The following is a 23280-nucleotide window of genomic DNA, read 5'->3' on the forward strand; positions in this document are numbered from 1 at the left end:
GACGGCGCGAAGGAACAATTGGGGGCCAGTAGAAAACCCGGACACAGTCTATAGAAGCGTCAACGCCGCGCACATTAACCCTTGGTCGCGTCGTAGGCTACTTTTGCCTGCACTACAACGCCAGCTTTCGTACTGTTCTCAGTCAACTTTTGCGCCACTGAGCCGTTCGAAAGCGTGACTGGTGCGTGTGACGAAACCTGTATCGGCACGAATCACAAAGAATGCACCAATGTCGTGTGTTTCGGCATAGTCCCAGGCCCTTTCAGGCCCGAGAATCAGCAACAGCGTCGATAGTCCATCGGCCATCAGCGCTGAAGGATGAATCACCGTGACCGACGCCAGGTCGTGTAGGACCGGCGCACCGGTCCGGGCATCGAAGGTGTGGGAATAGCGCCGGCCATCCTGCTGAAAATAGTTGCGGTAGTCGCCGGACGTGGACAGGCCATAGCCATCGATATTAATGACGCGCTCTGCCACCTGCTGATCGTCGCGCGGCTCTTCCAGAGCGATACGCCACGGCGAACCATCTGGTTTCTCGCCGGAGGCCTTGAGCTCGCCGGTGGCTTCGGCAAGGTAATCATGAATGCCCAGGGCCTCGAGCCGCGCGGCAATGGTATCGACAGCGTAACCGGCGGCGATGCTGTTGAAATCCACCTCGACCGCCGCATCCTTGCACAACCGGTCGCCGTCGATCCGCAGGTGTTGATGACCGACTCTCTGCCGCACTTCGGCCAGCGCCGCCGCATCCGGGACTTTTTCTTCACGACCCTGCGGGCCGAAACCCCATAAGTTCATCAGCGGTTCTACCGTGAGGTCGTAGGAGCCTTCGCTTTGTTGCGACAGCTGCTCGCCCACGCGGATCAATTCAAGGACCGGCGCGGGCATGACCTGACAGCGATCAGCCGGCAATGCATTGAAGCGCGAGATGTCGGAGTCTGCGCGGTAAGTCGACACCTGCCGGTCGACGGCCGCGAGGATTTTTTCCACTTCGGCACGCACCTCCTGCGGGGCAGGCAGATTGGCATGGCGCACGTACTTGATCGAATAGGTGCTGCCCATCGTCGGGCCACCGAAAGTCTCGAGCGAATCGCCGCTGCCGCAGCCGGACAAAACCCCGGTCAGCAGCACGAGAATCAACCACCGTCCAGTTAACAATTCTTCATCTCCCCGCAAAACCGCGCCGGCCATTATGGGCTACGAGCGCAACGCTTTCTTACAAGATTTAGAGTGAGTACCTACCCATGTCCTCCACGACCGGCAACGGCAAGGCGATTTTTCGCGTTGTCAGCGGCAACTTTCTCGAGATGTTCGACTTCATGGTCTACGGCTTCTACGCCACGGCCATTGCCAAGACCTTCTTTCCCACCGACAGCGCCTTCGCTTCCCTGATGCTCGCCCTGGCCACGTTCGGCGCAGGCTTCCTGATGCGCCCGTTGGGGGCGATTTTTCTCGGCGCCTACATCGACCGTCACGGCCGGCGCCAGGGCCTGATCATCACGCTGGCCCTGATGGCGGCCGGCACCGTGCTGATTGCCTGCGTGCCGGGCTACGCCACCCTTGGGGTCGCCGCGCCGCTGATCGTGCTGTTCGGCCGATTGCTGCAAGGCTTCTCGGCCGGCGTGGAACTGGGCGGTGTGTCGGTGTACCTGGCGGAAATCGCCACGCCGGGCCGCAAGGGCTTCTTCGTCAGCTGGCAGTCCGCCAGCCAGCAGGCGGCAGTAGTGTTCGCCGGGCTGCTCGGTGTCGGCCTCAACCACTGGCTGAGTCCGGAACAGATGGGCGAATGGGGCTGGCGCGTGCCGTTCCTGATCGGCTGCATGATCGTCCCGGTGATTTTTGTCATCCGCCGTTCGCTGGAGGAAACCCCGGAGTTCCAGGCGCGCAAACATCGCCCTACCCTGCAGGAAATCGTCCGTTCGATCGGTCAGAACTTTGGCATCGTCATCGCCGGCATGGCGCTGGTGGTGATGACCACCGTGTCGTTCTACCTGATCACCGCTTACACACCGACGTTCGGCAAGGCGGAATTGCACCTGTCAGACTTCGATGCGTTGCTGGTGACGGTATGCATCGGCCTGTCGAACTTCTTCTGGCTGCCGGTGATGGGCGCGGTGTCCGACAAGGTTGGACGTAAACCCCTACTGTTGGCGGCGACGATTCTGGCGATCCTGACCGCTTATCCGGCGTTGTCGTGGCTGGTGGCGAATCCGAGCTTCAGTCACTTGCTGATCGTCGAGTTGTGGCTGTCGTTCCTGTACGGCTCGTACAACGGGGCGATGGTGGTGGCGCTTACCGAGATCATGCCGGTGGAAGTTCGTACGACCGGTTTCTCGTTGGCCTACAGCCTGGCGACTGCGACCTTCGGTGGATTCACACCAGCCGCCTGCACTTACCTGATTCACGTGCTGGACAACAAAGCAGCGCCGGGGATCTGGCTCAGCGGCGCAGCCGTGTTGGGCCTGATCGCCACGCTGGTGCTGTTCCGTGGCAACAGGCACGAACTGCGCACCGCGCAAGCCGCCATCCCCCGCTAAGGCAAATTGCGCACAAACAAAAACGCCCCGACCTAAGTCGGGGCGTTTTCATTTGCAGCTAAGGCTTAGCGCGGGAACGCTGGCGGGTTTACACCGGCCATGTCTTCCATCACACGGATCACCTGGCAGCTGTAACCGAACTCGTTGTCGTACCAGACGTACAGAACAACGCGATTGTCCTGAACGATGGTCGCTTCAGCGTCGACCACACCGGCGTGGCGCGAGCCCACGAAGTCGGTCGAAACCACTTCCTGCGAGTTGACGAAGTCGATTTGCTTGTGCAGATCGGAGTGCAGCGCCATGTAGCGCAGGTACTCGTTCATCTCTTCACGGGAGGCGGCTTTCTCAAGGTTCAGGTTGAGAATGGCCATCGACACGTTCGGCGTCGGAACACGGATCGCGTTGCCGGTCAGCTTGCCGGCCAGCTCAGGCAGGGCCTTGGCAGCAGCGGTGGCAGCACCGGTCTCGGTGATCACCATGTTCAGCGCGGCGCTACGGCCACGGCGATCGCCCTTGTGGAAGTTGTCGATCAGGTTCTGGTCGTTGGTGTACGAGTGAACGGTTTCGACGTGACCGTTGATGATGCCGAACTTGTCATTCACGGCTTTCAGCACCGGCACGATGGCGTTGGTGGTGCAGGAAGCGGCGGACACGATCTTGTCGTCAGCAGTGATTTCGTTGTGGTTGATACCGTGAACGATGTTCTTCAGCTTGCCCTTGCCAGGCGCGGTCAGAACAACGCGGTCGATACCCGGGCACTGCAAGTGCTGGCCCAGGCCATCGGCATCACGCCATACACCGGTGTTGTCCACCAGCAGCGCATCTTTGATGCCGTACTGGGTGTAGTCCACTTCGGTAGGGTTCTTCGCGTAGATAACCTGGATCAGGTTGCCGTTGGCGGTGATGGTGTTGTTTTCTTCGTCGATGGTGATGGTGCCGTTGAACGAACCGTGTACCGAATCGCGACGCAGCAGGCTGGCGCGTTTGGTCAGGTCGTTTTCGGCGCCCTTGCGCACCACGATGGCACGCAGACGCAGGCCGTCGCCGCCACCGGTTTTCTCGATCAGGATGCGCGCCAGCAGACGGCCGATACGACCGAAGCCGTACAGCACAACGTCGGTGCCTTTGCGTGCCGAAGCGTTTTGCTGGCCAACCACGTCAGCCATTTCTTCGCGAACGAACTGCTCGGCGGTGCGGCCGTTGCCTTCGTTGCGGAATTTGTACGCCAGCTTGCCCAGATCTACCGAGGCCGCGCCGAGCTTGAGCTCGCTCATGGCCTTGAGCAGCGGGAATGTTTCGTGGACGGAGAGTTCGCTGTCGTCGGCAGAACGGTGGCGAGCAAAGCGGTGAGCTTTGAGAATCGCGATGACAGACTGGTTGATCAGGCTGCGGCCATAGATCGAGCTCACCACGTTGTTGTTGCGGTAGAGCTGACCGATAAGCGGAATCATCGCTTCTGCGAGTGCTTCACGGTCGATCCATTCACCAAGACACTGGTCGGGCTTCTGAGTCACGGTAACCTTCCACATGTAGGGGCAGAAAAAAGGGGCTACATTATGCCGCCGAGAACCTCTTGTAGCAATGCGCGCTTGTCGCGCAATCGGTAACAAAAAACCGTCCAAAAAAATAACGCTCCCCGCCAGCCCAGTAAAACCGGGGCTTCCAGCGCAGCCATTTTTTCGACGACTGTTAGACGATGTCTGTAACCCTCCGTAACACCACCGACATTTGGCACTACATAACCGTAAAAAAAGCGCTGGTTTTTATGGTTACCACTACATTTTTCCCAAACAGCGCAGATAGACGCATCCTGCAACTGACAGGCGGCACCGGACGCCGCTACAATTACCGACTTTGTCGCAACGCCTGGAGCTCAACCTTCCGTGCCTGTTCTGCGTCTACCGCTTCTCCCTGCCGCGGCAGGTAAACAGCACTGGGGCAACCTCCCCGGTGCCGCCCTGAGCCTGGCGATTGCCGAGGCTGCCAGCGCTGCCAAGCGCTTCACGCTGCTTTTGACCGCCGACAGCCAGAGTGCCGAACGGCTGGAGCAGGAGCTGAGCTTCTTCGCCCCGGATTTGCCGGTGCTGCATTTCCCCGACTGGGAAACCCTGCCCTACGATCTGTTTTCGCCGCACCAGGACATCATCTCCCAGCGCATCGCCAGCCTTTATAGACTGCCGGAGCTGGAGCATGGCGTGCTGGTGGTGCCGATCACCACCGCCCTGCACCGTCTGGCGCCGACCAAATTCCTGCTCGGCAGCAGCCTGGTGCTGGATGTCGGGCAGAAACTCGATGTCGAGCAAATGCGCTCGCGGCTCGAAGCCAGTGGCTATCGCTACGTCGACACGGTCTACGAGCACGGCGAGTTCACGGTGCGTGGCGCGTTGATCGACCTGTTCCCGATGGGCAGCAAACTGCCTTATCGCATCGACCTGTTCGACGATGAAATCGAAACCCTGCGCACCTTCGATCCGGAAAACCAGCGCTCCATCGACAAGGTCGATTCGGTCAAGCTGCTGCCGGCCAAGGAGTTCCCGCTGCAGAAAGACGCGGTCACCCGCTTCAAGGCGCGTTTTCGCGAGCGTTTCGACGTCGACTTCCGTCGCTGCCCGATCTTTCAGGACCTGAGCAGCGGCATCACGCCGGCCGGTATCGAGTACTACCTGCCGCTGTTCTTCGAAGAAACCTCGACCCTGTTCGATTACCTGCCTCAGGACACCCAAGTGTTTTCGCTGCCGGGCATCGAGCAGGCGGCAGAAAACTTCTGGAATGACGTGCGCAATCGTTATGAAGAGCGCCGCGTCGATCCATCGCGTCCTTTATTGCCGCCGGCCGAACTGTTCCTGCCGGTGGAAGACTGCTTTGCCCGCCTGAAGAACTGGCCGCGCGTGGTCGCCAGTCAGCAGGACGTGGAAACCGGTGCCGGCCGCGAACGCTTCCCGGCGCAGGCGCTGCCGAACCTGGCGATCGAAGCCAAGGCCACCCAGCCGCTGGCCGCGCTCTCGGCATTTCTCGACGAGTTCCCGGGACGCGTGCTGTTCACCGCCGAATCCGCCGGTCGTCGCGAAGTGCTGCTGGAGTTGCTGGATCGCCTGAAGCTGCGGCCGAAAACCGTCGACAGCTGGCCGGATTTCGTCGCGAGCAAGGATCGCCTGGCGATCACCATCGCCCCGCTCGACGAAGGCCTGATGCTGGACGACCCGGCGCTGGCACTGGTCGCGGAAAGTCCGCTGTTCGGCCAGCGCGTGATGCAGCGTCGCCGCCGCGAAAAACGCGCCGACGCCAACAACGATGCGGTGATCAAGAACCTCACCGAACTGCGTGAAGGCGCGCCGGTGGTGCACATCGACCACGGCGTCGGTCGCTATCTCGGCCTGACGATTCTGGAAATCGATAATCAGGCCGCTGAGTTCCTGACCCTCGAATACGCCGAGAATTCCAAGCTCTACGTGCCGGTGGCCAACCTGCATTTGATCGCTCGCTACACCGGCAGCGACGATGCACTGGCCCCGTTGCACCGCCTCGGCTCCGAGACCTGGCAAAAAGCCAAGCGCAAGGCCGCCGAGCAAGTGCGCGACGTGGCTGCCGAATTGCTCGACATCTACGCCCGTCGCGCTGCCCGCGAAGGTTATGCGTTTGCCGATCCGAAGGCCGATTACGCGACCTTCAGCGCCGGCTTCCCGTTCGAAGAAACTCCGGACCAGCAATCCACCATCGAAGCCGTGCGCGAAGACATGCTCGCGCCGAAACCGATGGATCGCCTGGTCTGCGGCGACGTGGGTTTCGGCAAGACCGAAGTGGCCATGCGTGCCGCGTTCATCGCGGTGCACGGTGGCAAGCAAGTGGCGATCCTGGTGCCGACCACCCTGCTCGCCCAGCAGCACTACAACAGCTTCCGCGACCGCTTCGCCGACTGGCCAGTGACCGTGGAAGTGATGAGCCGTTTCAAGTCGGCCAAGGAAGTGAACGCTGCGGTGGCCGAACTGGCCGAAGGCAATATCGACATCGTCATCGGCACGCACAAGTTGCTGCAGGACGACGTCAAGATCAAAAACCTCGGGCTGGTGATCATCGACGAAGAACACCGCTTCGGTGTCCGTCAGAAGGAACAGCTCAAGGCCCTGCGCAGCGAAGTCGACATTCTTACGCTGACCGCCACGCCGATTCCGCGCACGCTGAACATGGCGGTGTCGGGCATGCGCGACCTGTCGATCATCGCCACGCCGCCGGCACGACGCCTGTCGGTGCGCACCTTCGTCATGGAGCAGAACAAGAGCACGGTCAAAGAAGCCTTGCTGCGTGAGCTGCTGCGCGGCGGTCAGGTCTATTACCTGCACAACGACGTGAAGACTATCGAGAAGTGCGCCGCCGACCTGGCCGAACTGGTGCCGGAAGCGCGGATCGGCATCGGCCACGGGCAGATGCGCGAACGCGAACTCGAACAGGTGATGAGCGACTTCTACCACAAGCGCTTCAACGTGCTGATCGCCTCGACCATCATCGAGACCGGCATCGACGTGCCGAGCGCCAACACCATCATCATCGAGCGCGCCGACAAGTTCGGTCTGGCGCAGTTGCACCAGTTGCGCGGTCGCGTTGGCCGTAGTCACCACCAGGCTTACGCTTACCTGCTGACCCCGCCGCGCCAGCAAATCACCGGCGATGCGGAAAAACGCCTGGAGGCGATTGCCAATACTCAGGATCTGGGCGCTGGCTTCGTGCTGGCCACCAACGACCTGGAAATCCGTGGCGCCGGCGAACTGCTGGGCGACGGCCAGAGCGGGCAGATTCAGGCGGTCGGCTTCACGCTGTACATGGAAATGCTCGAGCGCGCGGTGAAGTCGATCCGCAAGGGCGAACAGCCGAACCTCGATCAACCGCTCGGCGGCGGCCCGGAGGTCAACCTGCGGGTGCCGGCGCTGATTCCGGAAGATTACCTGCCGGACGTGCATGCACGCCTGATCCTTTACAAGCGCATCGCTTCGGCCACCGACGAGGAAGGCCTGAAGGATCTGCAAGTGGAGATGATCGACCGCTTCGGTCTGCTGCCGGAGCCGACCAAGAATCTAGTGCGCATCACGGCGCTGAAGTTGCAGGCCGAGCAGCTGGGCATCAAGAAAGTCGATGGCGGCCCGCAAGGTGGCCGTATCGAGTTCGCGGCGCAGACGCCGGTCGACCCGATGACCCTGATCAAACTGATCCAGAGCCAGCCAAAACGCTACAAATTCGAAGGCGCCACTATGTTCAAGTTCCAGGTGCCGATGGAGCGCCCGGAAGAGCGCTTTAATACTGTGGAGGCGCTGTTTGAGCGCCTCATCCCGAAAACTGCTTGAAGGACGCCGCATGCGCCTGTTTCGCTCATTGACTTTGCTACTGACCCTGGTGGCACCTACGGCGTTTGCCGATGACCTGTATCAGGTCGAAATGATTCTGGTACGCCAGAACGCCGTGCCGGCAATTGTCAGCCGCGCCGCACCGGAAGACTGGGCGGCCGGCGCTCAACGCCTGGGCGATGACAGCAAACGCACCCCGGCGCTGAACGACGTTGTGACCAAACTCACCGCCAGCGGCGAGTACAGCGTGCTGATGCATAAAGCCTGGCAGCAGACTCTCGGCGAGACGCCGGCGAAAGTTGCAGTCAGCGAAGGTCAGGAGAAGTTCGGCCAGTTCCCGATCGAAGGCACGATTGAAATGAAGCTCGGGCGCTTCACTGACGTGAACGCCGACTTCTGGGTCAACCAGATCGACGCCAACGGCATGGTCACCGCCAGCGAGCGCCTGAAACAGGACAGCCACACCAAGAACGGCCAACTCAACTACCTCGACAACGGCCACCTGGCCCTGCTGATCAAGATCACTTCACTGACGGCGCCCGCGCCTCGGGAAGCGCCTGAAGTCGTTCCGGACTGATCGAAGTCCTTATGCCCCCGCCACTGAGTAAACCGCTGGCCTCCTCCTGGGTCAGCCGATTCAAGGAACAAAGCCTGGAGCGTGGCCGCCGCTACGCGCTGGAAAACCGGGTGCGATTCGTGCAGGTCGGCGACGCGACCATTACCGCTAGTTGCGAAGGCTCTGGCGGTAACGTCTACCGTCAGACGATTCACTTGCGCGAGTCAGCCAAAGGCACGCTGCTGATGGTCGACGCCACCTGCACCTGCCCGGTGCACAGCAACTGCAAACACTGTGCGGCGGTGTTGCTGCAAGTGCAGGAAACCCTCGAATACCCCGCCGCCGCCAAGGACGCCGAACTGCTGGAAAAACTCCAGGCCGTGCTGGAAAACCGCAGCCCGAAGGCGCCGCCGCAAGTGCTGGTGGACAACGTGCAGCCGGTGCCGCGCTTGTGGCTGGCGAGCGTCGAGTTCAGCGCGTTCGAACCGCGCAACGGCAAGATGCAGCGTTATATCCAGCATCGTGCGGCACTGTCCTTCAGCTACCTCGACGAATACGTCAGCGGGCAAAAGAACAGCGACATTCTGATTCGCCAGGAAGCCCAGACCCTGCGGGTCAAACGCCACCCGGACATCGAACAGAGCTACCGCGAGCAGCTGCGAATTCTCGGGTTCCGCATCGCCACCCGCCAGAGCAAGGCCCTGCCGGAAAGCGCCGGCGAACTCTACGAGATGGTCAACGACAGCGCCTGGCTGACGTTCACCCTCAACGATCTGCCGAAGCTGCGCACTCAAGGCTGGGAGCTGTTGGTCGACGATGAGTTCGGTTTCGACCTGACCGCCGTCGACGACTGGTACGCCACCGTCGAGCAGACGCCGGAGCGCGACTGGTTCGATCTGGAGCTGGGGATCATCGTCAACGGCGAGCGTCTGAGCCTGCTGCCGATTCTGCTCAATCTGATGCGCTCGCACACGGAAATCCTCAACCCCGAACGCCTTGCCCGACGACGGGACGATGAGTTGATTTTGGTGAACATTCCGCAACGCAACAGCGAGCACGGACCGTTACAAGTCGCCCTGCCCCTCGGCCGGCTGAAGCCGGTGCTGGCGACCCTTGGCGAGTTTTATTTGCAGGAACCGGGCGAAACCACCCTGCGCCTGAGCAAGGCCGACGCCACGCGCCTGAATTCGCTGGAAGGCATTCCCCTGCTCTGGGAGGGTGGCGAACAGATTCGCAGCTTCGCCCAGCGCTTGCGTGATATCCGCGACTACAGCGCCAAAGCACCGAAGGGACTGAATGCAACGCTGCGTCCTTATCAGCTCGAAGGCTTGAGCTGGATGCAGTCGCTGCGGCAACTTGAAGTCGGCGGGATTCTCGCGGACGACATGGGCCTGGGCAAAACCTTACAGACACTGGCGCATATTCTCAGCGAGAAAAACGCCGGGCGTCTGGATCGCCCGTGCATGGTGGTGATGCCCACCAGCCTGATTCCCAACTGGCTGGACGAAGCGGCGCACTTCACGCCACAGCTCAAGGTTGTCGCCTTGTACGGTGCCAGCCGTAAAAAGCATTTCGAGCATCTGGCCGATTACGACCTGATCCTCACCACTTATGCACTGCTGCCCAAGGATGTCGAACGTCTGGCCCAGCAGCCGCTGCATGTACTGGTGCTGGATGAGGCGCAGTACATCAAGAACCCGAACAGCAAAGCCGCCCAGGCCGCCCGTGAATTCAATGCGCGTCAGCGCCTGTGCCTGAGCGGGACGCCGCTGGAAAATCACCTGGGCGAACTGTGGTCGCTGTTTCACTTCCTGCTGCCCGGCTGGCTCGGCGACGTCAAAAGCTTCAACGCCGATTACCGCGTGCCGATTGAAAAGCGCGCGAGCGAAGTCAGACTTCAGCACCTCAACGGTCGGATCAAACCGTTCCTGCTGCGCCGCACCAAGGAACAGGTCGCGACCGAGCTGCCACCGAAAACCGAGATCATCCACTGGGTCGAGCTCAACGAAGCGCAGCGCGACGTGTACGAAACCATGCGTCTGGCCATGGACAAGAAGGTTCGCGACGAGATCACCCGCAAAGGCGTGGCGCGCAGTCAGATCATCATTCTCGAAGCGTTGCTCAAGCTGCGTCAGGTCTGCTGCGATTTGCGCCTGGTCAACGACGCTACCCTGCCCGCTCGCGGCAGCACCTCGGGCAAGCTCGACAGCCTGATGGAAATGCTCGAGGAGTTGTTTGAGGAAGGCCGGCGGATTCTGCTGTTTTCGCAGTTCACTTCGATGCTATCACTGATCGAGGACGAGCTGAAAAAGCGCAATGTCGCGTATGCGCTGCTGACGGGACAGACCCGTGATCGGCGAACGCCTGTGAAGGAATTCCAGAGCGGCAAGCGTCAGATCTTTCTCATCAGCCTGAAGGCTGGTGGTGTGGGCCTGAACCTGACGGAAGCGGACACGGTGATTCACTACGATCCGTGGTGGAACCCGGCGACCGAGAATCAGGCAACCGACCGCGCGTATCGCATCGGTCAGGAAAAGCCGGTGTTCGTCTACAAGATGATTGCCCGGGGCACGGTCGAGGAGAAGATTCAGCACTTGCAGAAGGAAAAATCCGACCTGGCGGCCGGTGTGCTGGATGGGCGCAAGGCCGGGGACTGGAAGTTGCAGAGTGACGATATCGAGGCGCTGTTTGCGCCGTTGCCGGACAAGTTTGAAAAGCGCTGAGATCTTTGTCGGCTATCAGATCGATTCGCGAACAAGCCCGCTCCCACAGGTTTAGCGTGACCTCTGTGGGAGCGGGCTTGCCCGCGAAAGGCTCGACTCAGTTTCGAGCCAGACTCAGCCCCTGAGTACGCGCGCCAACGTCGATTTCACCTTGCCCATGCCATCGTGCAACGCCTGCTCGATCTCGGCCATGGTGATCACTTCAGTGGTCTTGCCCGCCGCCGGGTTCACCACCAGCGACAGACAGGCGTAATCCAGATCCAGCTCACGAGCCAGCGCCGCTTCCGGCATGCCGGTCATGCCGACGATGTCGCAACCGTCACGCTCCAGACGCACGATCTCGGCCACGGTTTCCAGTCGCGGGCCCTGGGTGCAGGCGTAAACGCCCTGATCGCTGTACTCGCAACCTTCGGCGGCCAACGCAGCAATCAATTGCTGACGCAGCGGTTCGCTGTAGGGAAAGCTGAAGTCGATGTGTGTGACATGTTCCAGATCATCGGCGAAATAGGTGTGCTCGCGACCGCTGGTGTAGTCCACGATCTGATGCGGCACGCAGAAATGTCCGGTGCCCATTGCAGGATGAATCCCACCCACGGCGTTGACCGCGATGATCCCTTCGGCCCCGGCCTGCTTCAACGCCCACAGGTTGGCGCGGTAGTTGACCTTGTGCGGCGGGAAGCGATGCGGGTGACCGTGACGAGCGAGGAATAACACTTCCTTGCCGGCATACTCGCCAATCTGAACCTCGGCCGATGGCGCGCCATAAGGCGTATCCACCGCTAGCGACTGACGAATGCTCAAGCCTTCCAGCTGGGTCAGGCCGGTGCCGCCGATGATTGCGTAAACCGTCATAGCGAAAAATCCTTAATCGATCAGTTGAGCGTCTTTGAGCGCGCCGACAGCGGTCAGCCAGCGCGGATCCTGACGGTATTCGGTGTTGGCGAATGCCTGACCGCGCACGCGCGCGATGCGCGGCGACGGCTTGACCTTCATGCGCTGCGCGGCGCTCAGGGCCAGTTCGGCGGCCGCTCGGTCGTTGCACACCAGGCCCATGTCGCAACCGGCACTGAGCGCGGCTTCGATACGGCTGGCGGCGTCGCCCACTACATGCGCGCCGGCCATCGACAGGTCATCGCTGAAGATAACGCCGTCGAACTGCAGCTCACCGCGCAGGATGTCCTGCAACCAGCGCCGGGAGAAACCGGCGGGCTGCGCATCGACTTGCGGATAAATGACGTGGGCCGGCATGACGGCGGCCAGTTGCTTGCTGAGTCTGGCAAACGGCACGAGGTCGTTGGCGCGAATCTCTTCGAGGCTGCGCTCGTCGTTGGGAATCGCGACGTGCGAGTCGGCTTCCGCCCAGCCGTGGCCGGGAAAATGCTTACCGGTGGCGGCCATGCCGGCGCTGTTCATGCCTTTGATGAAAGCACCGGCGAGTAGCGCAGCACGCTCCGGGTCACCTTCAAACGAGCGGGTGCCGACGACGGCGCTGCGCTGGTAATCCAGATCCAGCACCGGCGCGAAGCTCAGGTCGAGGCCGACTGCCAGCACTTCGGTGGCCATGATCCAGCCGCATTGCTCGGCCAGATACTCGGCGTTCGGATTGTCGGCGATGGCGCGCATGGCCGGCAGACGCACGAAGCCTTGACGCAGCCGCTGGACGCGACCGCCCTCCTGATCCACCGCCAGCAGCAAGTCAGGACGAATGGCACGAATCGCCGCGCTCAACTCGCGCACTTGGCGCGGATGCTCGATGTTGCGGGCAAAGATGATCAGGCCGCCCACTTCGGGCTGGCGCAACAATTGGCGATCTTCGGCCGTCAGCCAGGTACCGGCGACGTCCACCATCAACGAGCCTTGCAGGCCAGCAGTCATAGAGATTCCTTGAAAACGAAAAACCCGTCGCCCACAAAATCACCGCGCGGGGCATTGCCCGGCGGGTCGGTGATTTCAATGAGAAACGGGTTCAGAACGAGAGTCGACATGGGCGGCTAGCTTAGCGGATGTCAGCTGCCGCGCCCACCCATGGACGGTTAAACCTTGGCAGGTGCCGGCGCGGATTTGCTGCGTGGTCGCAACTGCGCAGTGGCCATGGCCGTGTCGGTGACGCCGGTTTCGGCACGCATACCGGCTGCCAGGAACGGCACCATCAGACGCATCACCTGTTCGATGGAGGTGTTGACACCGAAATCGGTCTCGGCAATCGCGCGCAAGGCCTTGATACCCGACATGCTGAATGCTGCAGCACCGAGCATGAAGTGCACACGCCAGAACAGTTCGATCGGAGGAATGCGCGGCGCGGCTTCGTTCACCAGCAACATATAGCGACGGAATACCTTGCCGTACATGTCTTCCAGATAACGGCGCAAGTGGCCCTGGCTCTGACTGAATGCCAGACCGAGCAAGCGCATGAAAATCGATAGATCGTTGCCGCTACGTGGCTGCACCACCAGCGCTTGCTCGACGAGAATTTCCAGCAGCTCTTCGAGCGAAGGCTTGTTCTCTGGCTTGGCCTGGCGGCGCTCCAGCTCTTTGTCGAGGCTGATGCAGAACGGACCGAGGAAGCGCGAAAAAACCGCCTGGATCAGCGCCTTCTTCGAACCGAAGTGATAGTTCACCGCAGCGAGGTTGACCCCTGCCTTGCTGGTGATCAGACGCAATGAGGTTTCAGCGAAACCTTTTTCCGCGAACAACTGTTCTGCAGCATCAAGAATGCGTTCAACGGTTTCCGACTGGGCCATGGCTACTCCGCCTGACAAACACTTGTTTGAAACATACGTTTCAGCCTATGCCTTGTCAAGCCTGCCAGTTCGTTTTGGGAATGGTCGGTCAGTTATTTAACCACAACAAGGACGCCACATTAATCAGCGTCGTCACTGACCGTCCGGCGGCATGGCAAAAAACGATCATTGCCAAGACTGCTTCACTGTATATAATCCCAGTCACTGTATAAAAAGACAGAGCGATCAATATGCTTAAGCTGACGCCACGCCAAGCCGAGATTCTGGCCTTTATCAAACGCTGCCTCGAAGACAACGGCTACCCGCCGACCCGTGCGGAAATCGCTCAGGAACTGGGTTTCAAATCGCCCAACGCGGCCGAAGAGCACCTCAAGGCACTCGCCCGTAAAGGCGCGATCGAGATGACTCCGGGTGCCTCTCGCGGCATTCGCATCCCCGGCTTCGAAGCCAAGGTCGACGAATCCACGCTGCCGATCATCGGTCGAGTGGCTGCCGGCGCACCGATTCTCGCCCAGCAGCACATCGAAGAGTCCTGCAACATCAACCCGGCCTTCTTTCATCCGCGCGCCGACTACCTGTTGCGCGTCCACGGCATGAGCATGAAGGACATCGGTATTTTCGACGGCGACTTGCTGGCGGTTCACACCACCCGCGAGGCACGCAACGGTCAGATCGTGGTTGCCCGGATCGGCGACGAAGTCACCGTCAAACGCTTCAAGCGTGACGGCAGCAAAGTCTGGCTGATTGCCGAAAACCCCGAGTTCGCCCCTATCGAAGTCAACCTGAAAGACCAGGAACTGGTCATCGAAGGCTTGAGTGTCGGCGTCATCCGCCGCTAAAGGAGGCTTTATGCAGTTCCCACACGCACCTCAGCAAACACAACTGCCGTTGTTCGAAGCGTTTCTGGCGCAGCCCATCGCCCCCATCCTCAAGGATGTCGTCGAGCGGCCGTGGAATACCGAACCCGAAGCGTTCAGCGAGCTGTCACTGCGCGGTGCGGCCGGGAACTGCCTGAGCCTGCTGGCACCGATTCTTCGCGAACTGAGCGAGGATCAGGACGCACGCTGGCTGACCCTGATTGCACCGCCTGCCAGCCTGACCCAGACCTGGCTGCGGGACGCTGGATTGAATCGCGAACGCATCCTGCTGTTGCAACCGCGCGGCGCCCAAAGCGCTCAGCAATTGGCCTGCGAAGCATTACGCCTGGGCCGCAGCCACACAGTCGTCACGTGGCTGAATCCATTGAGCGCAGGATCACGGCAACAGCTGATCAGCGCCGCCCGTACCGGGGACGCTCAAAGCCTGAACATTCGTTTGGGGTGATTCAGCAACAATGCGCGCCATGTAAAGCGCAGGGCTTCTCCAGGGATAGAGAAGCCGATCTGGAGCAGTAACTGACAGACAGCGGATCAATGAAGAACCCGCGGCCCCTCATCCTTATCGAATTCGCCTTCAACCATACGCCCCGCCATTTGCACGCCGACGCTCAACATCGCCTTGGCAATTTCAACGTGCTGGCCTTGCAGAAACGCCTTGGCATCCTCGGAGAAATCCAGAGTTACCAGAGAACCCTCGTCCTCGGCCCTGCGCAGTTCGATTCGGCCGTCTGGTAGCTCGACAATTTCTAGAAAGGACGTTGGCATATAGGTCTGTTCTCCACGAAAGGCAGGGATTATATAGACATCATTCAGGCTTCGCTCGGGATCTTGACCAGCAGCACGCCTCTCGTCGCCGCCAGTCCACAGTTCCTCAGCACTCGTTCAAGCCTTCACGGAAACGGATCGCCAGCCCCTTGAGGTTCTGCCGCCAGCTCTCGAGCTCTTCGCGGCTCAGCTCTTCAACCGCCTCTTCTTCATCCAGATTCACCGCCTGAATTAACGGCTGCGTCACATCGCCCTTCGGCTTGTGTGGCACCCGTGGCGGCTGAAACAGCGCCGAGTGCGCGGCCAGCAATTTAGCCAGCCAGGTCTCCGGATTGCCTGCCAGCTCGATCATCTCCGCCAGCTCAGGAATGGCAATCGACTCCAGCACTTCGCGGGTCAGCAGAGTTTCCGCCCGCGACGCATTGGCTTGCGGCAAACGATAGAAGCCGGCGATTTCATGACACAGCCCCAACAACGCACCGTAGAGATGAAACAGTGCGGATTCGCGCCCGGCCTGAATCAGCGCCAGCGAGTTCATCGCCCGCCCCTCTTCGGCCCTGGCCAGCGCTTCCAGCGACAAACCCGCGAAATAGATCTTCTGATTGGTACGGGTATAAAGTTCGTGGGCCATGTCGGCACTCTCCACAACGAAATAATTGCTTCACACAGGCCGGACAGTGTCATGGATCAGCCGATCTGACCGCAAGCATTAAACAAAAAGGCCGCATGAAAACCCGAAGGTTGTCATGCGGCCTTTTGTGTTGAAGATGCCCAGTCAGGGCACCTTCAGATCAGCGATTGCTCAAGCCTTGGCTTTCGCCGGACGCTTGTCCTCAACTGTCCACTTACCACCGTCGAAGAACGCTTTCCAGCCAGTCGGCTTGCCGTCGACTTCGGTCTGAACATACTGCTCTTTGGTCTTGCGGCTGTAGCGGATCACCGCTGGCAGGCCATCCGGATCCTTCTGCGGCGCTTCGCACAGGAAATGGTACTTCGGATCGATCTCGTCCTTGTGCGGCAGAATCTCGATCACTAGCGGAGCACGGGTCTCGCGGTTTTTCGGGAATTGGCTGGCCGCCAGGAACAGGCCGGATGCACCGTCGCGCAGGATGTAGGTGTCGTTGACCTTTTCGCATTTCAGCTCAGGCATCTTCACCGGATCCATCTTCGGCGGCGCCGCGTCACCGCTTTTCAGCAGTTTGCGGGTGTTCTTGCACGTCGGGTTGGTGCAACCGAAGAACTTGCCGAAACGGCCGGTCTTGAGCTGCATCTCGCTGCCGCACTTGTCGCATTCCAGGCTCGGACCTTCGTAGCCCTTGATGCGATAGCTGCCTTCTTCGATCTCGTAGCCGGCGCAATCCGGGTTGTTACCACAGATGTGCAGCTTGCGCTTCTCGTCGAGCAGGTAGGCGTCCATCGCCGTGCTGCAGATCGGGCAGCGATGCTTGCCGCGCAGCACCAGGGATTCCGACTCGCCCTCGTCGTCCGCCGCGATTTCATCGCCCGGCACCAGGTTGACGGTGGCCTTGCAGCGCTCTTTCGGCGGCAGGCTGTAACCCGAGCAGCCGAGGAATACACCGGTCGATGCAGTACGAATCTGCATCGGACGGCCGCAGGTGGTGCAAGGAATGTCGGTCATTACCGGCTGGTTGGCACGCATGCCGGCTTCCGGATTCTCCGCCACTTCAAGTTTTTTCTTGAAGTCGCCGTAGAACTCGTCCAGCACGTTTTTCCAGTCGCGTTCACCCTGGGCCACGTCATCGAGATTCTCTTCCATGCCGGCGGTGAAGCCGTAGTCCATGAGATTCGAGAAGCTTTCCGACAGACGCTCGGTAACGATGTCGCCCATCTTTTCCGAATAGAAACGACGGTTGTGCAGGGTCACGTAGCCGCGATCCTGAATGGTCGAGATGATCGCTGCGTAGGTCGAAGGACGGCCGATGCCGCGCTTTTCCATTTCCTTCACCAGGCTGGCTTCCGAATAACGGGCCGGCGGCTTGGTGAAGTGCTGGGACGGATCGAGCTTTATAAGCTTCATCACGTCGCCCTGCGCCATGTCCGGCAGAACGTCATCGTCGCCAGGCTTGGTGATCTGCGGCAGCACACGAGTGTAACCGTCGAACTTCAGGATGCGGCCCTTGGCGCGCAGCTCGAAGTCGCCGGCAGCGACGCTGACGGTGGTCGACAGGTATTGCGCCGGCAGCATCTGGCAAGCCAGGAACTGGCGCCAGATCAGCTCGTAGAGGCGCTCAGCGTCGCGCTCCATGCCGGCCAGCTTGGCTGGCGTGGTGTTGGCGTCAGACGGACGAATCGCTTCGTGAGCCTCTTGTGCGCCTTCCTTGCTGCTGTAGACGTTCGGCGACTCCGGCAGGTACTTCTTGCCGAACTCGGTTTCGATGTAATCGCGCGCCATCGCCACGGCATCAGCCGAGAGGTTGGTCGAGTCGGTACGCATATAAGTGATGTAGCCGGCTTCGTACAGACGCTGAGCCATCATCATGGTTTTCTTCACACCGAAACCCAGGCGGTTACTCGCGGCCTGTTGCAGTGTGGAGGTGATGAACGGTGCCGACGGCTTGCTGCTGGTTGGCTTGTCTTCACGCTTGACGATGCTGTAGCTGGAAGATTTGAGCTTCTCCAGCGCGGCCGTAGCCTGGGCTTCGTTCAGCGGTTTGAAGGCTTCACCTTTCTCGCGAGCCACTTCGAAACGCACGGTCGAACCTTTGGTGGTGCCGAGGTCGGCGTGCACTTCCCAGTACTCTTCCGGGTTGAACGCACGGATCTCGCGCTCACGCTCCACCACCAGCTTCACGGCAACCGATTGCACGCGACCGGCGGACAGGCCACGAGCGATCTTCGCCCACAGCAGCGGTGAGACCATGTAGCCGACGACGCGGTCGAGGAAACGACGGGCCTGCTGCGCGTTCACTCGATCGATGTCGAGTTCGCCCGGCTCCGAGAAGGCTTCCTGAATCGCCTTCTTGGTGATTTCGTTGAACACCACGCGCTTGTAGCGGCTGTCATCACCACCGATGGCTTCGCGCAGGTGCCAGGCAATGGCTTCCCCCTCGCGATCCAAGTCGGTTGCGAGATAGATGGTGTCAGCATCCTTGGCGAGCCGGCGCAGCTCTTCGATGACCTTTTCCTTGCCCGGGAGGATCTCGTACTTGGCTTTCCAGCCGTGCTCGGGATCGACACCCATGCGCGAGACCAGCTGCTTGCGCGCCTTCTCTTTCGGCGACAGCGCTGGCGCTTCGCCCGCAGCAGCTTTCCCGCGCTTGGCGGCTGGCTCCTTGCTGGCGCTAGCCGAACCGCTGGTGGGCAGGTCTCGGATATGGCCGATACTCGACTTCACCACGTATTGGTTGCCCAGATACTTGTTGATGGTCTTGGCCTTAGCCGGGGATTCCACAATGACCAGCGATTTGCCCATGGATCAGAAAATTCCTGAATTCTAGAAGTGAAAGGCGGTTGGCGCCTGACGCGGCACCGCTATATATAGTGGCTACAAGGTGAGGTCAAGCGCAGGGTTTTGCGCGCACTCGCCTTACGGCTTCGAAAAAAGGCTCGGTTCGGCTTGCACCAAAGCAAAGCGTGGGACCTGCTCCCCGTCAACCTCGACGGACTCCAGGAACATGCTCAAGGGACGTACCCAGAAGCCGTAATCGCCATACAGGGCTTGGTAAAAGACCACTTCTTCTTCGGTCTCGGAATGCCGCGCAACACTGAATACGCGGTACTGCGGACCTTTGTAATGTTGGTAGAGCCCAGGTTGTATCGGCATGCTTCGGCCCTCACTCAAATTTTTTCAAAATAAAAACAAAAATAAATCCGCAAAAACAAAAACCGGGGCACTTGGCCCCGGCTTCCATCGACGAGACGCTTAAACGCGTTCGAAGACGGTGGAGATGCCTTGGCCGAGGCCAATGCACATGGTGGCCACCCCGAAGGTGCCGCCATTCTGCTTCATCACGTTCAGCAAGGTGCCGGAAATACGGGCACCGGAGCAACCGAACGGGTGACCCAAGGCGATCGCGCCGCCGTGCAGGTTAACCTTCTCATTCATCTTGTCGAGCACTTTCAGGTCTTTCAGCACTGGCAGAGCCTGTGCGGCGAACGCTTCATTGAGCTCGAAGAAGTCGATATCGTTGATACCCAGGCCGGCACGTTTCAGTGCTTTCTGAGTAGCCGGTACCGGACCATAGCCCATGATGGCCGGGTCCACACCCGCTACCGCCATCGAGCGGATCACCGCCAGAGGCTGGATGCCCAGGTCCTGTGCACGCTGTGCCGACATCACGATCATGCACGAAGCACCATCGGTGATCTGCGACGAAGTACCGGCCGTTACGGTGCCGCCCTTTGGATTGAACGCCGGCTTCAGAGCCGCCAGACTTTCCAGGGTGGTTTCCGGACGAATGGTTTCGTCGTAGTCGAAGGTTTTCAGGAAACCGTTCTCGTCGTAACCCTGCATCGGGATGATTTCGTCCTTGAACTTGCCTTCCACAGTCGCTTTGTGGGCCAACTGGTGGGAACGCACGCCAAAGGCGTCTTGCTGTTCGCGAGTGATACCGTGCATTTTGCCCAGCATTTCAGCGGTCAGGCCCATCATGCCCGAGGCTTTCGCCGCGTACAGGGACATGTGCGGGTTCGGATCGACACCGTGCATCATGCTCACGTGACCCATATGCTCGACGCCGCCAACCACGAACACGTCACCGTTACCGGTCATGATCGCTTGCGCAGCGGTGTGCAGCGCGCTCATCGACGAGCCGCACAGACGGCTGACGGTCTGGCCGGCCGAGGTGTGCGGGATCTGGGTCATCAGCGACGCCATGCGCGCGATGTTCCAGCCTTGCTCCAGGGTCTGGTTGACGCAGCCCCAGATCACGTCCTCGACTTCGGCAGGATCGACCTTGGCGTTGCGTTCCAGCAGTTTGCTGATCAGGTGCGCCGACATGTCTTCGGCGCGGGTGTTGCGGTGCATGCCGCCCTTGGAGCGGCCCATCGGAGTACGACCGAAGTCGACAATCACGACGTCTCTAGGATTCAAGCTCATAAGTTCACTCTCACTCTAGTTGGGGGCGCTTAACCGAAGAAGCTCTGGCCGTTCTTGGCCATTTCGCGCAGCTTCGCGGTCGGGTGGTACAGCGCGCCCAAATCAGCGTACTGGTCGGCCAGGGCAACGAACTCGGCAACACCGATCGAGTCGATGTAGCGCAGCGCACCGCCACGGAATGGAGGGAAACCAATACCGTAGACCAGACCCATGTCGGCTTCGGCAGCGGTTTCGACGATGCCGTCTTCCAGGCAACGCACGGTTTCCAGGCACAGCGGGATCATCATCCAGTTGATGATGTCTTCGTCAGTGACTTCGCGCTGCTCGTAGACGATCGGCTTGAGCACTTCCAGTACCGACGGATCGGCGACTTTCTTCTGCTTGCCTTTCTTGTCGGCCTCGTAGGCATAGAAGCCTTTACCGTTCTTCTGACCGAGACGCTTGGCTTCGTAAAGCACGTCGATGGCCGAACGACGGTCGTCCTTCATGCGATCCGGGAAGCCTTCGGCCATCACGTCACGGCCGTGGTGACCGGTGTCGATGCCGACCACGTCCATCAGGTACGCCGGGCCCATCGGCCAGCCGAATTTTTCCATGATCTTGTCGATACGGACGAAGTCCACACCGGCGCTGACCAGCTTGGCGAAACCGCCGAAGTACGGGAACAGTACGCGGTTGACCAGGAAGCCCGGGCAGTCATTGACGACGATCGGGTTCTTGCCCATTTTCTTGGCGTAGGCAACGGTGGTGGCAATCGCCAGCTCGCTGGACTTCTCGCCACGGATCACTTCCACCAGCGGCATCATGTGCACCGGGTTGAAGAAGTGCATGCCGACGAAGTTTTCCGGACGCTTGAGGGCCTTGGCCAGCAGGCTGATGGAAATGGTCGAGGTGTTGGACGCGAGGATGGTGTCCTCTTTGACCTTGTCTTCGACTTCCGCCAGAACGGCTTGCTTGACCTTCGGGTTCTCGACCACGGCTTCAACGACCAGGTCGACGTGACCGAAATCACCGTAGGACAGGGTCGGACGAATGCCGTTGAGCACTTCAGCCATTTTCGCGGCGGTCATGCGGCCTTTATCAACGCGACCGACAAGCAGCTTGGCGGCTTCAGCCAGACCTTGCTCGATGCCGTGCTCGTTGATGTCCTTCATCAGGATCGGCGTACCTTTGGAGGCCGACTGATAGGCGATACCGCCACCCATGATGCCGGCGCCCAGTACGGCAGCCTGCTTCACGTCCTTGGCGATTTCGTCGTAGGCCTTGGCCTTTTTCTTCAGCTCCTGATCGTTCAGGAACAGACCGATCAAGCTCTGCGCGGCAGAGGTCTTGGCCAGTTTCACGAAACCTGCGGCTTCAACTTCCAGCGCCTTGTCACGACCGAAGTTCGCGGCTTTCTGGATGGTCTTGATCGCTTCGACCGGGGCCGGGTAGTTCGGGCCAGCCTGGCCAGCCACGAAACCTTTGGCGGTTTCGAAAGCCATCATTTGTTCAATGGCGTTCAGCTTGAGCTTTTCCAGCTTGGGCTGGCGCTTGGCCTTGTAGTCGAACTCGCCGGAGACGGCGCGCTTGACCAGCTCAAGGGCGGCATCCTGCAGCTTTTCAGGGGCAACCACGGCATCGACGGCGCCGACTTTCAGCGCGTCTTCAGGACGGTTTTCCTTGCCGGCGGCAATCCACTCGATGGCGTTGTCGGCACCGATCAGGCGCGGCAGACGCACGGTACCGCCGAAGCCCGGGTAGATGCCCAGCTTGACTTCCGGCAGACCGATCTTGGCCTTGGTCGACATGACGCGGTAGTCCGCTGCGAGGCACATTTCCAGGCCGCCCCCCAGGGCGATGCCGTTGATCGCGGCGACGGTCGGAACGTTGAGGTCTTCGAAATCGCTGAAGATCTTGTTGGCTTCGAGATTGCCAGCAACCAGCTCGGCATCCGGCAGCTTGAAGTTGTCGACAAATTCGGTGATGTCGGCGCCGACGATGAACACGTCCTTGCCACTGCTGACGATCACGCCCTTGATCGAAGCATCTGCCTTGATGGTGTCTACGGCCTGACGCAGTTCGTTCAGGGTAAGACGGTTGAACTTGTTGACGGACTCACCCTTGAGGTCGAATTTCAATTCGACGATGCCACTTTCAAGAGCTTTAACCGTGATGGCTTTACCTTCGTAAATCATCAACTGATCTCCACGATATGGAAGCTGAACAGTACACGTCGGACGCAGGCAAATGGCTCGGCAGGACGTTTTTTCGTCGATGCTGACACTCATCCACCCGGCACACCCGCCAACGCGATAGTCGGGATTCTGTAGGAGCAGTCTGCAATACAAACGCTCAATTCATACGCCCGTTTGATTTGGGTACGCCACCTTCACGGAATTTCCGACAATTGTCAATCGCCCTAAATACGGGTTGAAATGCGACTTTGCGGTCATTTCTGTAGGACGCAGCCCGGCCACAGACGCTTGCATGTGAGGGCATTCATAAGATTAATAGTTAGAAAAGTCGCCCTAATTCACCGCAAGCCTTGTTTAACAGGCTACGCTGGCTGGACTACGAAGGAAAACAGGCGCAGATTTGCTGACCGGATGACTCCGGTTCAACGCCAAAAAGAATTTCCGGCCTGCCTGGCCAACCCCGCCCGATGAATCATGTCGGGCTTTTTATTGCGCGTCTGCCAGACGTTTCGCA

At 60.0% G+C, this 23280-nt stretch carries 17 protein-coding genes; 6 read left to right on the top strand and 11 right to left on the bottom strand.

All coding sequences use genetic code 11. The features are described 5' to 3' along the window. Positions 1–138 precede the first annotated feature (138 nt). Entirely contained in the window at positions 139–1188 is a 1050-nt protein-coding gene (locus tag ABTV87_RS19950) for an FAD:protein FMN transferase (RefSeq protein ID WP_433898240.1), read from the bottom strand. 53 nt (positions 1189–1241) lie between these two features. Here ABTV87_RS19950 and ABTV87_RS19955 point away from each other — a divergent pair, with 53 nt between their 5' ends. Further along, the gene (locus ABTV87_RS19955) at positions 1242–2534 is read left to right on the top strand and encodes an MFS transporter (protein ID WP_433898241.1); all 1293 of its coding nucleotides are present in this window, start codon (positions 1242–1244) and stop codon (positions 2532–2534) included. A 65-nt stretch (positions 2535–2599) separates the two neighbouring features. On the opposite strand, the gene ABTV87_RS19960 is transcribed toward ABTV87_RS19955, so the two are convergent. Beyond that, positions 2600–4063, bottom strand: coding sequence for a glyceraldehyde-3-phosphate dehydrogenase (locus tag ABTV87_RS19960; RefSeq protein WP_007953026.1), 1464 nt, complete (start codon positions 4061–4063; stop codon positions 2600–2602). A gap of 354 nt (positions 4064–4417) precedes the next feature. Between ABTV87_RS19960 and mfd the strand changes: the two genes are divergently transcribed. Genes mfd through ABTV87_RS19975 form a run of 3 tightly spaced genes read left to right on the top strand, consistent with a single transcriptional unit; the run spans position 4418 to position 11146 of the window. Next, on the top strand, positions 4418–7867 hold the full coding sequence (gene mfd, locus ABTV87_RS19965; RefSeq protein WP_433898242.1) for a transcription-repair coupling factor: 3450 nt from the start codon (positions 4418–4420) through the stop codon (positions 7865–7867). A 10-nt stretch (positions 7868–7877) separates the two neighbouring features. Continuing rightward, positions 7878–8444, top strand: a complete 567-nt coding sequence (locus ABTV87_RS19970; RefSeq protein ID WP_085608212.1) for a CsiV family protein — start codon at positions 7878–7880, stop codon at positions 8442–8444. An 11-nt stretch (positions 8445–8455) separates the two neighbouring features. Beyond that, on the top strand, positions 8456–11146 hold the full coding sequence (locus tag ABTV87_RS19975) for a DEAD/DEAH box helicase (protein ID WP_085608211.1): 2691 nt from the start codon (positions 8456–8458) through the stop codon (positions 11144–11146). Between the two features lie 114 nt (positions 11147–11260). On the opposite strand, the gene ABTV87_RS19980 is transcribed toward ABTV87_RS19975, so the two are convergent. The 3 genes from ABTV87_RS19980 to ABTV87_RS19990 all read right to left on the bottom strand — a co-directional run bounded on the left by ABTV87_RS19980 (position 11261) and on the right by ABTV87_RS19990 (position 13887). Beyond that, on the bottom strand, positions 11261–11998 hold the full coding sequence (locus ABTV87_RS19980) for an S-methyl-5'-thioinosine phosphorylase (RefSeq protein WP_085608210.1): 738 nt from the start codon (positions 11996–11998) through the stop codon (positions 11261–11263). Between the two features lie 12 nt (positions 11999–12010). After that, positions 12011–13021, bottom strand: coding sequence for a beta-N-acetylhexosaminidase (gene nagZ, locus ABTV87_RS19985; protein WP_433898243.1), 1011 nt, complete (start codon positions 13019–13021; stop codon positions 12011–12013). Between the two features lie 158 nt (positions 13022–13179). Beyond that, on the bottom strand, positions 13180–13887 hold the full coding sequence (locus tag ABTV87_RS19990) for a TetR/AcrR family transcriptional regulator (protein WP_007953037.1): 708 nt from the start codon (positions 13885–13887) through the stop codon (positions 13180–13182). Positions 13888–14117: 230 nt separating this feature from the next. On the opposite strand from ABTV87_RS19990, the gene lexA reads away from it, so the two are divergent. Both lexA and sulA read left to right on the top strand, forming a co-directional pair. After that, entirely contained in the window at positions 14118–14726 is a 609-nt protein-coding gene (gene lexA / locus ABTV87_RS19995) for a transcriptional repressor LexA (protein WP_007953044.1), read from the top strand. A 10-nt stretch (positions 14727–14736) separates the two neighbouring features. Further along, positions 14737–15210, top strand: coding sequence for an SOS-induced cell division inhibitor SulA (sulA, locus tag ABTV87_RS20000; protein ID WP_085608209.1), 474 nt, complete (start codon positions 14737–14739; stop codon positions 15208–15210). A gap of 86 nt (positions 15211–15296) precedes the next feature. On the opposite strand, the gene ABTV87_RS20005 is transcribed toward sulA, so the two are convergent. From ABTV87_RS20005 to fadB, 6 genes are all read right to left on the bottom strand, one after another. After that, complete coding sequence (locus ABTV87_RS20005; RefSeq protein WP_007953047.1) at positions 15297–15530, bottom strand: hypothetical protein; 234 nt, start codon at positions 15528–15530, stop codon at positions 15297–15299. 106 nt (positions 15531–15636) lie between these two features. Next, the gene (locus ABTV87_RS20010; RefSeq protein ID WP_085608208.1) at positions 15637–16161 is read right to left on the bottom strand and encodes a DUF6586 family protein; all 525 of its coding nucleotides are present in this window, start codon (positions 16159–16161) and stop codon (positions 15637–15639) included. Positions 16162–16332: 171 nt separating this feature from the next. Continuing rightward, entirely contained in the window at positions 16333–18963 is a 2631-nt protein-coding gene (topA, locus tag ABTV87_RS20015) for a type I DNA topoisomerase (RefSeq protein WP_085608207.1), read from the bottom strand. Positions 18964–19077: 114 nt separating this feature from the next. After that, the gene (locus ABTV87_RS20020) at positions 19078–19314 is read right to left on the bottom strand and encodes a DUF1653 domain-containing protein (RefSeq protein ID WP_007953059.1); all 237 of its coding nucleotides are present in this window, start codon (positions 19312–19314) and stop codon (positions 19078–19080) included. A 99-nt stretch (positions 19315–19413) separates the two neighbouring features. Further along, positions 19414–20589 carry an acetyl-CoA C-acyltransferase FadA gene (gene fadA / locus ABTV87_RS20025; RefSeq protein ID WP_085608206.1) on the bottom strand — a complete coding sequence of 392 codons (1176 nt, stop codon included), beginning with the start codon at positions 20587–20589 and terminating at the stop codon, positions 19414–19416. 29 nt (positions 20590–20618) lie between these two features. Further along, a complete protein-coding gene (fadB, locus tag ABTV87_RS20030) occupies positions 20619–22766 on the bottom strand; it encodes a fatty acid oxidation complex subunit alpha FadB (protein ID WP_085608205.1) in 2148 nt (715 codons plus the stop codon). Positions 22767–23280 lie beyond the last annotated feature (514 nt).

It is taken from the genome of Pseudomonas sp. PSE1(2024), assembly GCF_050990555.1.
GTDB lineage: Bacteria > Pseudomonadota > Gammaproteobacteria > Pseudomonadales > Pseudomonadaceae > Aquipseudomonas > Aquipseudomonas aphyarum.

What these genes read in the sequence shown, in the direction of transcription:
- ABTV87_RS19950 (WP_433898240.1), bottom strand. Translation starts at nt 1,188, where the DNA reads ATGGCCGGCGCGGTTTTGCGGGGAGATGAAGAATTGTTAACTGGACGG.
- ABTV87_RS19955 (WP_433898241.1), top strand. Translation starts at nt 1,242, where the DNA reads ATGTCCTCCACGACCGGCAACGGCAAGGCGATTTTTCGCGTTGTCAGC.
- ABTV87_RS19960 (WP_007953026.1), bottom strand. Translation starts at nt 4,063, where the DNA reads ATGTGGAAGGTTACCGTGACTCAGAAGCCCGACCAGTGTCTTGGTGAA.
- ABTV87_RS19970 (WP_085608212.1), top strand. Translation starts at nt 7,878, where the DNA reads ATGCGCCTGTTTCGCTCATTGACTTTGCTACTGACCCTGGTGGCACCT.
- ABTV87_RS19975 (WP_085608211.1), top strand. Translation starts at nt 8,456, where the DNA reads ATGCCCCCGCCACTGAGTAAACCGCTGGCCTCCTCCTGGGTCAGCCGA.
- ABTV87_RS19980 (WP_085608210.1), bottom strand. Translation starts at nt 11,998, where the DNA reads ATGACGGTTTACGCAATCATCGGCGGCACCGGCCTGACCCAGCTGGAA.
- nagZ (WP_433898243.1), bottom strand. Translation starts at nt 13,021, where the DNA reads ATGACTGCTGGCCTGCAAGGCTCGTTGATGGTGGACGTCGCCGGTACC.
- ABTV87_RS19990 (WP_007953037.1), bottom strand. Translation starts at nt 13,887, where the DNA reads ATGGCCCAGTCGGAAACCGTTGAACGCATTCTTGATGCTGCAGAACAG.
- lexA (WP_007953044.1), top strand. Translation starts at nt 14,118, where the DNA reads ATGCTTAAGCTGACGCCACGCCAAGCCGAGATTCTGGCCTTTATCAAA.
- sulA (WP_085608209.1), top strand. Translation starts at nt 14,737, where the DNA reads ATGCAGTTCCCACACGCACCTCAGCAAACACAACTGCCGTTGTTCGAA.
- ABTV87_RS20005 (WP_007953047.1), bottom strand. Translation starts at nt 15,530, where the DNA reads ATGCCAACGTCCTTTCTAGAAATTGTCGAGCTACCAGACGGCCGAATC.
- ABTV87_RS20010 (WP_085608208.1), bottom strand. Translation starts at nt 16,161, where the DNA reads ATGGCCCACGAACTTTATACCCGTACCAATCAGAAGATCTATTTCGCG.
- topA (WP_085608207.1), bottom strand. Translation starts at nt 18,963, where the DNA reads ATGGGCAAATCGCTGGTCATTGTGGAATCCCCGGCTAAGGCCAAGACC.
- ABTV87_RS20020 (WP_007953059.1), bottom strand. Translation starts at nt 19,314, where the DNA reads ATGCCGATACAACCTGGGCTCTACCAACATTACAAAGGTCCGCAGTAC.
- fadA (WP_085608206.1), bottom strand. Translation starts at nt 20,589, where the DNA reads ATGAGCTTGAATCCTAGAGACGTCGTGATTGTCGACTTCGGTCGTACT.
- fadB (WP_085608205.1), bottom strand. Translation starts at nt 22,766, where the DNA reads ATGATTTACGAAGGTAAAGCCATCACGGTTAAAGCTCTTGAAAGTGGC.